The following is a 12858-nucleotide window of genomic DNA, read 5'->3' as shown; positions in this document are numbered from 1 at the left end:
TTTAGATTGTTTGGGTGATATGATATTTGGTTATCTTCACCCAAAATTCAATCTTTTAACTAAGTTATCACATCCTGATTATCTAGGTAAAATTCACTTGCATAATGATGTCATTGAAATCCCTATCACCACCATTTTCTAAATCTTCAAAACCGAAGGTATTATCTCCTAGTTGAAGGATGTGATCTACACCATCGGGGTTAGCTGCGGAAAAAGCAAAATAAGCTAGAGGTCCTTCTCCTGCAAAGTTGAGAGGATTATCTTCTAGGAAATCATCACGGGAACTATCAGCTATTAAATAAGGAGCGAGTAAACCTCTTAATTGTGCTGATTCTATACCATCACGGGTAAAACTAGCGATACTACGTTGAGAAATCGCTATTTGTGCATAACCTCTATCCCCTGGATTTAAACCACCAATACTACCATTTTCATCATCTACAATGTACCAACCAATTGTATTATCAAAAGCTGCTTCACTAGCTATGTTAAATGTAGCTGTTAATGTTCCTAAATCTCTGAGATCAATCAATTCTATTTTACCTTGTAATCCTGTCCCGATGGGAGTAGAATCTGTCTGGAGAATTTCCACATTGAAAACAAAATTATCAAAGGAACTTTGATCACCATCTGTCCATGATAGGCTAAAAGTTCTTTGATCTAATTCTGATATTTCTACAGGATCAAAACCATTGCTATTTGCATTAGGTAAAGCAAATAAAACATTAGCAGTATTTCTCCCAGCAGCAAGGTCAGATAATACAGTTTGGGTGGTACTATCTTGTACTAAATAGAATACCAGGCGATCGCTTCCATTGAAGTTAATTTGTCGAGTAAAATCTACCCCTCCTAAAACATTATTCGGTAATGAAGAAAAGACAACTTGAGAATTTGCTAAAGCAGCTTGTAAATATTCAGAGTCATCAGGAGAAATACCGTTAATAGTTCCCAGTTCATCATCTACTCTGAAAACTCCAATTTCATTAACTAAGTTGGTATTTTGAGAAACAAAACTAATTTTCAACTGCTTAGTTTGTCCTACATCTCCATCTAAATCTAAAATTTGTGCAGCGTTGAAGTTCGCTGGTTCAGGATCACCTTGATTAACAATAACATTTACTGTCGCTGCATTGGAAGTCACACCATTTCTATCTTTAACTGTGTAGCTGAAACTATCAGCACCGATAAAGTCATTATTCGGTAAATAGGTAATTTCTCCCGTGATTTCATCTACACGCACTGTACCATTTTCAGGATCACTATCTACCTCCACAGTAGTTGCATCTATATTATTTTCTGCATCTTCGTCATTACCTAAAACATCAATCACTAAAGCTGTATTTTCCACTGCGGTAACGCTATCATCATTCGCTACGGGACGTGTATTATTCTCATCACTGGGATTCACAAAAATATTCACTGTTCCCACACTAGAAGTTGCACCGTCTGTATCTTTAAATGTGTAGGTAAAACTATCTCTTCCGAAGAAATCACTATCAGGTGTATAAGTAACTTCTCCCGTAGTTGGATTAACAGTAGCAGTACCTCTATTGGGATCTCTTACTATTTGTACAGTTGTTTCATCAATACCATTTTCAACATCACTATCATTATCGAGAACCTTGATATTGACAGTAATATCTTCACCTTGTTGAATGATAAGTGAATCATTATTAGCAACGGGAATATCATTAACTGGGGTAACAGTTACATTTACATTTGCAGGATTGGAAACTACACCATTTGTATCTTTAACGGTGTAGGTAAAACTATCTTCTCCTGCAAAATTATCATTAGGACGATAGGAAATTGTTCCCGTTGTTCTATTAAAATTCAACGTACCATTATTAGGATTAGAACCAATTTGTACAGAGGAAAGATCAAAATTAGTATCTACATCGTTTCCTAAAACATTAATTTCAACCGTTGTATCTTCTGGGGTTGTGACTATATCATCATTCGCAACGGGAGGTACATTCCTGGGGGTAACATTAATTCTTACGGTTGCAGAAGTTGAAGTTGCGTCATCTGTATCTTGTACTGTGTAGGTAAAACTATCTTCTCCGATCAAACCAGTAGGAGTATAGATAATTTCACCCGTTGTAGGAATAATTTCTACAGTTCCGTTTGTGGGTAGTGTTCCGATTTGTAATGTAGTGATATCAATTTCACCTTCTACATCACTATCATTACTTAAAACATCAAGGATTAAAGATGAACCTATTTCAGTTGTTCCCACATCATCAACAGCAACGGGAATATCATTAATGGGATCAACAATTACTTCAACTCTTGCAACATTAGAAACTGCACCATTTTCATCTTCAATGGTATAGGTAAAACTGTCTAAACCATTGAAATTGTTATTAGGTGTATAAGTAATTGTCCCATTAGAATTAATACTAAATGTACCATTTCTCGGAGCATTTTCTACTGTAATATTGAGATCATTGATGTCAGTTTCTATCTCAATATCATTATCGAGAACACTGATATCTACACTTTCGTTCTCATTAGTTCTGGAATTATCATTAACAGCAACGGGAACATCATTAACTGGTTGTACTGTAATGTTGACAACTTCATTAATTAATTGTGAACCACCTACAATAGTGTAGGTAAAACTATCATTTCCAAAAAAATTACGATTAGGTGTATAAGTAATTTCCTTGGTGATTGGATCAACTCTGAAACTACCGTTATTTGGTCCAGTAATGACATCAATAACTGAGTTTTCGTTGATATTTTCAGCGTTTTCTTCATCATCTCTGGGATCTATGATAATAGATGTATCTTCCTGAGTTGTGAAGTTATTGTTATCTATGGGAATGGGATTAATGATATCTTCAGGAGTAACAGAAACGTTTACTGTTGCGGTAGCAGTTCCCCCATTTTCATCTGTAATTGTATACTCGAAGCTATCATTTCCAATGGTGTTAACCTCTGGAGTATATGTAATTTCTCCGGTGAGAGGATTAACATAAAAACGTGCATTTGCAGAGTTGTTATTTGCTACACTAACCGTCAAATTACCAAGTTCTACATCACTATCATTATTGAGAACATTGATAATTACAGATTTACCTCTTTCTGTGGTTGCTGTATCGTTATTTGCGGTGGGGTTATCATTAACGGAATTGACACGAATATCAACAGTTGCAGGATTAGAAGTTGCACCATTGCTATCTTGAACTGTGTAGGTAAAACTGTCATTTCCAAAGAAATTATTATTAGGAGTGTAGGTAATTTGTCCGGTGTTGTTGATGGTAAATCTACCATTTAAAGGTCGGTCTACAATTGTAACTGTTTGTGGATCAATTCCATTCTCAACATCTACATCATTTGCTAAGACATCTATAGTAATTGATGTATCTTCATCAATGATAAATGGTACTTTTTCTGTGTCTTCTGGTTGTGTATTGTTATCATCAATTGCGACGGGAACATCATTAACTGAGTTAACAGTTAAATTAACTGTAGCAACATTGGAAGTTCCACCTTCTGTATCTTGAATGGTGTAGGTAAAACTATCTTCTCCAAAAAAGTCTCTATTGGGTGTGTAGACTATTTCTCCTGTACTGGAAATATATCTAGCTGTTCCGTTGTTAGGTTGTACAATTTGCAGTGTGTTGAGATCAAGATTACCTTCTGCGTCGGTGTCATTATTCAGAACTTTAATAATTACTGATCGATCTTCTGATGTGGTTGCACTATCATCATTTGCAACGGGGTTGTTATTGACTGAATCACTGACAATAGCAAAATTCGCTGCGGTTAACGGTGTACCGGATGTAGATTCATGGAAAACATCAATATAGTTTCCTGCACTGAGAGTAAATCGAGAAACATTACTGAAAGGTTTAGTAAGTGTAGCTAAAATTTCTGCACCTGTGGTAAATCCTAAATCTGATGCAATTTGAATAACTTCATTGGTAATGTCAAAATCGTTAATTATATCTTGTCCATTGTTTGCTTCAAATCTGAAAGTATCAATTCCTGCACTACCTACAAGAGTATCATTTCCAGCCCCACCGATAAGAGTATCATTACCCTGATCACCCTGAATTTGATCATTACCACCTAAACCGTCAATCACATCATCAATAATTGTACCAAAAATAGTTTCACCTAAATCAGTGGCAATGGGTGCTACAAAACCTTGTGCTTGAAATCCTACAGTTTCATACCCTATATCAGCTAACATTGCTAAATCAACTGATGTTGGTAGCCTTGAACCACCACTAGGCTCCATTAAAGATATTATGCCATCTGGGGTCGTAAAATTAGCTTCTGTATGACTCAAATCACTGGCTAAAGGAATAGGATTACCTCCATTAATAGTTAATGAATTTGGTCCATCAAATGCTCCATCTTGACCAATTTGATCAAAAATACTGGCTGTACCAATTCCTAAAACATGACCGATTTCATGTAAGGCGGTTTCTAGAAAGTCTACTGTGTTAGTAGGAATATCATCAGCTGTATCTGGTGTGGAATCAAAGAACCAATCCGCAGAACTTCCGTTACTAAATGAGGGCGTTGGATCAAAAGAAATATTACCAGCAAAAGGTTCAAAATCTGAGCTATTATATCTATTGCGAAAAATGTCTCCTGCGGCATCATTTCCTCTTGGACCACCTCTTCCTAGAGCATTACCGCTAATACCAAATGGAGGAGATTGACTACCAACAAAAATTAATAGATCATCTATTTCATTAGTTAAAGTAATTGATTCTTCTTGACCAGTTTGAGGATTTTGGATAGTAAATTGAATACCAGCGGGAATATTATCAAATTCATCCTCGATTAAATTTGCCCAAATTTGACCTGCTGCTTCTAAGGTTGCTCTTCTAGCAGCATCATCAAAGAATCCGTTAGTATCAAAACGATAATCAAATACTATATCAAATGATGAATCATCTTTCTCAATCTCAACGGTTTCCCCACCTAAAACAACAGTTGCATGATCATCTTCATTATCTAATTGTCCTAACTGAGATACACTCAAATTTTCCCCACGTACAAAAGCCGCAAATTTAGCGCCTTCATCCCCTTTTGTATCTACATCATTAATAAAATTATCAAGATAATGCCCGTATTCTTCTAAGACTGTTTTAACAACAGCATCTAAATTATGCGTATTTCTACGTAAAAATTCCTGGGCTAAGTAAATCCTATTTGTTGTTGCTGCAAAAGCACCATTTGCACCGTCAATTTCCCCACTGGATACAAGCTCAATTTCTGGCATAATCACCATACCGTTTGCCCAAGCGCCTTGTAAACCTGCTGGGGATGTACCAAAGGTCTGCATCATTTTGTCACTAAAATCTGCTCTTTGAGCAAACTGCTGAAGTTGTGATTGAGCAGAGTTGATTAAGGATTCTATGAGTTTCATCTGTTTAGGTGAATGCTTAGTGTAGCAATTATAAGATTATTTCTAATCCACAATACTCTAAAGCGTAACCACGAACAAGTGCTACTTTTAACAATTTACATTTATTTACCGACTAAGTAAATATACAAGGCTAAAGATAAATCCCCTACTTCTTAGAGAAATAAGGGATCTGAGGATGTTATTCAGCTATCAGTTATCATCTGTTATCTGTTATTGACATACTTTTACTAATGTATCGGTAAAATTGGGGTAAGAAATAGCTGCTGCTTCGGCACGGTATATAGTGGTAGTACCTGTAGCATTGAGTGAGGCGATCGCTAAACTCATACCTATTCGATGATCCGTATAACTATCTACGTCCGTACCCACCAACGCAGTACCACCAGTAATTTCCATACCATCGGGTAATTCCGTAATTTTTGCACCCATTTTATTAAGTTGTTGTGCCATTACGGTAATGCGATCGCTCTCTTTGACTCGCAACTCTGCTGCATCTTTAATCACTGTTGTTCCTTCTGCAAAGGTCGCAGCTACCGCTAAAATAGGAATTTCATCAATCAATCTGGGTATAATATCCCCAGCAATAGTACAGCTTTTTAACTGACTAGAACGCACCCGCAAGTCTGCAACCGGTTCACCAGCAACTTCTCGCTGATTTTCTAGTTGGATGTCTGCACCCATCATTGCTAATGCTTCTAAAATTCCTGTCCGGGTGGGGTTGACACCAACATTTTCCACCACTAATTCAGAACCAGGAACAATAGATCCAGCAACTAACCAAAAAGCCGCAGAACTAATATCACCGGGAACAACGACTTTTTGACCGTATAATTTCGCATTACCTGTCACTGTGACACTGTTAGTTTCCGGGTCTATACTTAATTCTGCTCCGAAAGCCCTTAACATTCTTTCACTGTGATCTCTGGATAATGCAGGTTCGGTAACAGTAGTTTTACCTTCAGTATTTAAACCTGCTAAGAGAATACAAGATTTAACCTGTGCAGAAGCGATCGGTGAGTGATAATGTATGGGTTTGAGTGCTTGACCTTGAATTGCTAAAGGTGCTAGTGTGTTACCCTTGCGTCCCCAAATTTGGGCGGCCATTTGTTGTAAAGGTTTGACTACACGAGACATAGGACGCGATCGCAATGATCCATCACCAGTAACGGCAAAAAACCGCCCTGGATGGGAAGCTAACAACCCTAGCATTAAACGGATCGTTGTTCCCGAATTACCCGCATCCAGAATATCTACAGGTTCTTGGAAATTACCTAAACCAATACCCTTAACCTTGACTAACTCCGTGTTTAACTCGGAAATTTCCGCACCTAAAGCCCGAAAACAGTTAGCAGTGCTACGGGGATCTTCACCTAAAAGTAGTCCTTGAATTTCTGTTTCACCTTGGGCGATCGCACCCAACATCAAAGCGCGGTGAGAAATAGATTTATCCCCAGGAACTTTGATCCTACCTTGTAAAGATAGACCAGCAGGGGAACGCTGAATAATTAAGTTTTGAGAAGCGTTTGCTTGAGTTTCTAAATTTATGACAGCAGCCGACATGAGGATACACAGGCTTTTAAATGAACTGGAAATCTTGACAGTGACTTCTTATGCTGTCACTGATGAATTCTTCCCTAGTATCCTATCGCTTTTCGTTATCCAATAGTTAATACTTTATATTTCGGTATCCCGTATTTTATTGCATTTAATTTGTATCAAAAATATTTTATCTACTAATAAAAATCATAAAAGTGCAGTAACAAATCTTCTTGATTGCTGAATAGAGGCTAATTAACCCAGAAAAAGTATCATTGTAGTAGTCTAAATTCAAAATCTCATTTTTTGCATCCTGATTTATCTAGATTAATAAATGAATAAATTCAGTTAATATTAAGCAGGTTTTACTATTTAGTTGCTTAAAATAACTTTTTAGATCACCTAGTGTTAATTTGATTTTATTCAACAGCTTCTCACACTCATTCTTCCCATGCTCACTCATCATCGTAAACCTGTGTGTCTATCAATGATTTCCACTGATTTACCAGTTTGGTCTGTGGTGGAAACGTCTGGAACATTATATCAGAAAGATACTGATAGATTCCATTTACTATTGACTGCGCCACCTCTAATTACTTGTGAAATAGGAAGTTTACTAACCTCTGAAGATCCTCCTCCTGCAACTAAAAAACCTCTTGATCTTCCTACAAGTCCTAGAATTGTCTGGTTAGAGATTTCCCCCTACCGGATAATCATGACCATGCAAGGTAACACTCAAGTTAGTTATCGGCATTTTTGGGAACAAGGAGTTTATGGTGTCAGTCGTTACTGGCTACCTAATGAATGTTTACAACCAAACAAACCTATTCGCTTACGTAATTTCACTAAAAGCCTACATTTGATCGGTAAAAACATACCAGAAAATTTGCGAATTGAGTATGAATTGTGGTCAGAAAAAGTACAATTAGGACATTACATACTTAACTTGGAAATTCATAACTAATTATCAATTAGCTAAGTAATGCGACAGAATTAATTACACAAAAGTAAAATCACTCCCTGTCTGTTTAAGGTCGTGGTGATGTCCCATCCCGACCATTTCTATATTTTTCGATGCGATAGTTGAGACATTTAACCTTTAACCTTATTTATTATATTTATTGACTATGCGATCGCTCTAATTATCTCTCAATTTAGATTATTTCCACCATGTATATACATATTTCAACTATCTCCCAATCCCTGACGGGCAAAAATTTCAATCATTTCACTCCTAGTTAAATTCTTTTCCTGTGCTAATTCATCCAATTTTGCCCAAGCCGTATCTGTCAACCGGATAGACCTTAATTTTTTGGTTTCATCACCATAATCAGCCTCAAATTTACCCCCAGATGTGCGTTTACGTCTACTAGCTTTACGTCTAGTTCCTGAATACTGACTACCATGTATATCTACTTTCTTACTGGTCATTAAATTGACTAAATTCTCAACCAAGCGATCGCTCTCCATTGGTAAAATATCCGCACCATGTAATAAATCCTGAATAATCCGAAAATGTACCAAAGTCCCCATAAATACCCGTGCTGATACCTCTGGATCAGGTAGTTGTAATTCTGGATGTGCAGCAAAATAGTTACAAATCACATCCAACGCTGTTTTATGGACATTGCGGACGAAAATTTGCGCTAGAGGCGGAAAACGCCCAGATTCTCCAATAATTAGCCGGATAAAACTCAATAACTCCTGTGAACAACCAACTCCATCTAAAATATTGTTGGCAATTCGACGTAAAACTAATTCTGGTTCTGCTGCGAGAAATTGCGGATCTTCCGAGTTAAAAACTGCCATAAATTTTTCCTTAGCTAATTTTTCAATCAGCGCAGTAAATAACCCTTCTTTATCCTGAAAATAGCTATATACAGTTGCTTTTGATACTCCTGCTGCTGCTGTCACCCGATCCATGCTAGTTGCAGCATAACCATGAGTGAGAAATTCCTGCATAGCACCAGCCAGAATAGCATCAACTTTATCTGTTAACAGCAATCTTTCTCCAGAACTTTCTTCTACTTCTTTGCTCTTTTTTCGCATATCAGCTATCCAAATCAATTATTTTAGCTATTTTAGCGATCGCCCTTGACATTATTGTAATGGACGGTTTAGTTTATTAGTAGCACTAAACTGATTAGTTTAGTTAGCATCTTCAATCAGAAAAGGTTACTCTATGATGCGTGTTCTAGAATTTAAACCTAGCCCAAAACCAGTCATTATTCTGGGAGCAGCAATCATTTTAAGTATTGGTGGGTTTCAAGGATACAGAATATTACAAAGCCAAGCGGAAACAACTAAAAACGCTCAAGTTTCCGAAATTACCACACCGGAAATTAAGACAGTGACAGCATTGGGAAGACTTGAACCCAAAGGAACAGTCATTCAGCTTTCTGCACCTACATCTAATCAAGGAAGCAGGGTAGAAAAACTTTTAGTCCAGGAAGGGGACAAAGTTAAAACTGGACAAGTTATAGCCATTTTAGATAATCTACCACGACTAGAAGCAGCATATCAAGAAGCACAAGCAGCGGTGAGAATTGCCCAGGTAAACCTGGAAAAAGTTCAACAAGGGGCAAAAACTGGAGAAATAAACGCTCAAAAAGCCGAAATTGCCAGAATAGAAGCCCAAAAGCTAGGAGATGAAACTGGACAGAGAGAAGCCGTAGCGAGATTAGAAGCACAATGGCAAGGAGAAATCGCAGCACAGCGAGCAACAATAAACAGACTACAAGCAGAACTGAAAAATGCCCAAGTTGAATTGAAGAGATATCAGCAACTTTACCGAGATGGGGCAATTTCTCAGTCATTATTTGATAGTAAAAACCTGACTGTTGATACCATTACCCAGCAGTTGAACGAAGCAAGAGCAAACCTCAATCGCATTGACAGCACTGGAAAAAAGCAAATTAACGAAGCCAAAACCGCATTAAACAGGATGCAATCCACTGGTAGCAAACAAATCACATCTGCGAAAGCCACCTTAGACAAAATCGCCGAAGTGCGTCCGGTAGATGTTGCAGCAGCAAAAGCTGAACTAAATCGTACCATAGCCGCAGCTAAACAAGCAAAGGCTAATTTAGATCAGGCTTATGTAAAATCACCCCAAGATGGTGTAATTTTTGATATCTATACTCATGCGGGGGAAGTAGTATCTAATAATGGAATCGTAGAAATTGGGCAAACTAACCAGATGTATGCAGTAGCGGAAGTTTACCAAAGTGACATCAGTAAAATTAAACCTGAACAAAAAGTAAAAATATCTAGTATTTCTTTAGCGGAAGAATTACAAGGAACGGTAGAAAGCATTGGTTGGAAAGTGCAACGGCAAAATGTTGTGAACTCAGACCCTAGTGAAAATATTGACTCAAGAGTTGTAGAAGTGCATATAAAACTAGATCAAGAATCAAGTAATAAAGCAAAACAATTGACTAATTTACAAATCAAGGCAGTATTTTTACTATGATAGGATTTATTCAAGAATTACAAAGACGTACACCGTTGGGATGGTTACAATTAAATCATCAAAAGAGTCGGTTGTTAGTTGCGATATCCGGTATTGCATTTGCAGACGTGCTAATTTTTATGCAGTTAGGTTTTCAAAATGCTTTATATGACAGCAACACCAGATTTCATCGCGCTGTCAATGCAGACATAATATTAATTAGTCCCCAAAGCAAAAATTTACAAAATATGTCCACCTTTTCCCGCAGGAGACTATTACAAGCTGCGGATGTACCCGGTGTCAAGTCTGCCGACTCCATGTATATTGGTTTAGTAACCTGGAAAAACCCACAAACAAAACGCAAAACATCTGTACAAGCAATAGGTTTTCATCCTGAAAAATCTGCATTAAATATCCCGGAAATTGATAACCAATTAGACACTATTAAATTACCAAATAACTTTATTTTTGATCGGGGTGCAAGGGGAGATTATGATCAAGTTTTTGCTCAAATAGAAGCTGGTAAAACAGTTAGTACAGAAATAGAAAAACGGACAATTAATATTAGTGGTTTATTCAAACTAGGTGCTTCCTTTGGTGCAGATGGAACATTAATTTCCAGCGATGAAAACTTTTTAAGAATCTTTCCCAGAAGATCAGTAGGAAGCATTAGTTTAGGTTTGATAGATGTAAAATCAGGATATGAAATAGAACAAGTAGCAGCAGCATTAAAAACACATTTAGAAAAGTATGAAGACGTAAAAGTTCTTACCCACGAAGAATATGTAAACTTAGAAAAAGCATATTGGCAAAAAGAAAGTCCCGTAGGTTTTATATTTAGTATGGGTGTAGCAATGGGATTCATTGTTGGAGTTATAATAGTTTATCAAGTATTATCAACAGACGTAAATTCCCACCTTAAAGAATATGCAACATTTAAAGCAATGGGATATAATAACTCATATTTATTAGGAGTAATATTTGAAGAAGCAATCATATTAGCAGCATTAGGATTTATCCCTGGTTTTGTAGTTCCATTAGGACTTTATAAACTTGCCGCAAATGCCACAAACTTACCCCTATACATGACATTAGCTAGAGCGATATTCGTCCTGATTTTAACCATCATTATGTGTGCAATTTCCGGGACAATAGCCACAGGTAAACTACAATCAGCAGACCCAGCAGATATGTTTTAAAAACTCAAAATTTCTCTCTGCGACTCTGCGACTCTGCGTGAAAAAACTCTTAAAATACTCAATCATGCAAACCATTAATACTTCCAAACCAGTAATTGATGTCCAAAATATTGATCATTACTTCGGGACTGGACAACTAAAAAAACAAGTTTTATTTAATATCAACCTCACCATTAACGCAGGTGAAATTATCATCATGACAGGACCATCTGGTTCTGGTAAAACCACCTTATTAACCTTAGTTGGTGGGTTACGTTCTGCACAGTCAGGAAGTTTAAAAATATTAGATAAAGAACTATGTAACGCAACAGCAAAACAACTCACCCAAGCCAGAAGAAATCACGGTTATATTTTCCAAGCGCATAATTTACATGGGAGTTTAACAGCAATTCAAAATGTGAGAATGGGTTTAGAAGTACATCCCAAAATCTCAACAATAGAAATGATGAACCGTTCCCAAAAAATGTTAGAAGATGTAGGTTTGGGAGAAAGACTAAATTACTATCCAGATAGTTTATCAGGTGGACAAAAACAAAGAGTTGCTATTGCACGTGCATTAGTTAGTAACCCAAAGATTATTTTAGCAGATGAACCTACAGCAGCACTAGATAAACAATCGGGTAGAGATGTAGTAGAATTAATGCAGAAATTAGCTAAAGAACATGATTGTACAATTTTACTTGTTACCCATGATAATCGAATTTTAGATATTGCTGATCGGATTATTTATATGGAAGATGGTCATTTAATTAAAGATGGTGTGGGTGTGATGAGTTCATGAAAGGATAAGAATTAGGAATTGAATTAACCAGGTAAAAAGTCTGGATTTAAACATTCATCGGTATTAAAAGGAGATTCTAAAGGAAAAATATCTAATTCTAAACCAGTTTCTATAGATGCTTGTTGACGTGCATCTTGATAACATTCTGCAAATGTTTCTAAAAAATATTTTTTGAGACTAGGACTATCTTGGAATTGTTTATTTAATCTCCGACGATGTTCAAATATAGTCGAAAGCCAACTTTTAGAGCGTTTTTCTGGCTGATATTTATATTTTAACAGGTGCATTAACAGCACTACCAAATTACTTTCTAATGCTCTTTTTTCACTTCTTCCCATGCTTTCGATTTCTTCTATCAGATTTTCTAAATCAATTTCTGTAAATTTACCTGCTTTTAATTTTTTGGCGGTTATTTCTATCCACAGGTAAAAATCTTGTTCGTAAAGATTGGTGTTTGTGGTTACTGTTGGTTGAGGTGCTGTCATATATTTTTTAA

8 protein-coding genes are annotated in these 12858 nt (G+C 36.6%); 4 read left to right on the top strand and 4 right to left on the bottom strand.

Translation table 11 applies throughout. The features are described 5' to 3' along the window. Positions 1-82 precede the first annotated feature (82 nt). Both WJM97_RS07880 and aroA read right to left on the bottom strand, forming a co-directional pair. Entirely contained in the window at positions 83-5395 is a 5313-nt protein-coding gene (locus tag WJM97_RS07880; RefSeq protein ID WP_353932490.1) for a tandem-95 repeat protein, read from the bottom strand. A 210-nt stretch (positions 5396-5605) separates the two neighbouring features. After that, the gene (aroA, locus tag WJM97_RS07875; RefSeq protein WP_353932489.1) at positions 5606-6955 is read right to left on the bottom strand and encodes a 3-phosphoshikimate 1-carboxyvinyltransferase; all 1350 of its coding nucleotides are present in this window, start codon (positions 6953-6955) and stop codon (positions 5606-5608) included. A 427-nt stretch (positions 6956-7382) separates the two neighbouring features. On the opposite strand from aroA, the gene WJM97_RS07870 reads away from it, so the two are divergent. Beyond that, entirely contained in the window at positions 7383-7895 is a 513-nt protein-coding gene (locus WJM97_RS07870) for a hypothetical protein (protein WP_353932488.1), read from the top strand. A 221-nt stretch (positions 7896-8116) separates the two neighbouring features. Here the strand turns inward: WJM97_RS07870 and WJM97_RS07865 are convergent, their stop codons facing one another. Continuing rightward, positions 8117-8980 (bottom strand): TetR/AcrR family transcriptional regulator, encoded by an 864-nt coding sequence (locus WJM97_RS07865; RefSeq protein ID WP_353932487.1) that lies wholly within the window; start codon positions 8978-8980, stop codon positions 8117-8119. Positions 8981-9113: 133 nt separating this feature from the next. On the opposite strand from WJM97_RS07865, the gene WJM97_RS07860 reads away from it, so the two are divergent. The 3 genes from WJM97_RS07860 to WJM97_RS07850 all read left to right on the top strand — a co-directional run bounded on the left by WJM97_RS07860 (position 9114) and on the right by WJM97_RS07850 (position 12362). After that, entirely contained in the window at positions 9114-10403 is a 1290-nt protein-coding gene (locus WJM97_RS07860; RefSeq protein ID WP_353932486.1) for an ABC exporter membrane fusion protein, read from the top strand. After that, positions 10400-11581 carry an ABC transporter permease DevC gene (gene devC, locus WJM97_RS07855; RefSeq protein ID WP_353932485.1) on the top strand — a complete coding sequence of 394 codons (1182 nt, stop codon included), beginning with the start codon at positions 10400-10402 and terminating at the stop codon, positions 11579-11581. The genes WJM97_RS07860 and devC overlap by 4 nt, the downstream gene beginning before the upstream one ends. 64 nt (positions 11582-11645) lie before the next feature. Continuing rightward, positions 11646-12362 (top strand): DevA family ABC transporter ATP-binding protein, encoded by a 717-nt coding sequence (locus WJM97_RS07850; RefSeq protein ID WP_353932484.1) that lies wholly within the window; start codon positions 11646-11648, stop codon positions 12360-12362. A gap of 23 nt (positions 12363-12385) precedes the next feature. Here the strand turns inward: WJM97_RS07850 and WJM97_RS07845 are convergent, their stop codons facing one another. Then, entirely contained in the window at positions 12386-12847 is a 462-nt protein-coding gene (locus WJM97_RS07845; protein ID WP_353932483.1) for a DUF29 domain-containing protein, read from the bottom strand. Positions 12848-12858: the final 11 nt, after the last annotated feature.

The sequence above is a fragment of the Okeanomitos corallinicola TIOX110 genome (genome assembly GCF_038050375.1).
Classification (GTDB): Bacteria; Cyanobacteriota; Cyanobacteriia; order Cyanobacteriales; family Nostocaceae; genus Okeanomitos; species Okeanomitos corallinicola.
This window is presented reverse-complemented; position numbering and strand designations above follow the sequence as displayed.

Excerpts from the sequence above, each read along its gene's own strand:
- WJM97_RS07880 (WP_353932490.1), bottom strand. The coding sequence starts at position 5,395 with ATGAAACTCATAGAATCCTTAATCAACTCTGCTCAATCACAACTTCAG.
- aroA (WP_353932489.1), bottom strand. The coding sequence starts at position 6,955 with ATGTCGGCTGCTGTCATAAATTTAGAAACTCAAGCAAACGCTTCTCAA.
- WJM97_RS07870 (WP_353932488.1), top strand. The coding sequence starts at position 7,383 with ATGCTCACTCATCATCGTAAACCTGTGTGTCTATCAATGATTTCCACT.
- WJM97_RS07865 (WP_353932487.1), bottom strand. The coding sequence starts at position 8,980 with ATGCGAAAAAAGAGCAAAGAAGTAGAAGAAAGTTCTGGAGAAAGATTG.
- WJM97_RS07860 (WP_353932486.1), top strand. The coding sequence starts at position 9,114 with ATGATGCGTGTTCTAGAATTTAAACCTAGCCCAAAACCAGTCATTATT.
- devC (WP_353932485.1), top strand. The coding sequence starts at position 10,400 with ATGATAGGATTTATTCAAGAATTACAAAGACGTACACCGTTGGGATGG.
- WJM97_RS07850 (WP_353932484.1), top strand. The coding sequence starts at position 11,646 with ATGCAAACCATTAATACTTCCAAACCAGTAATTGATGTCCAAAATATT.
- WJM97_RS07845 (WP_353932483.1), bottom strand. The coding sequence starts at position 12,847 with ATGACAGCACCTCAACCAACAGTAACCACAAACACCAATCTTTACGAA.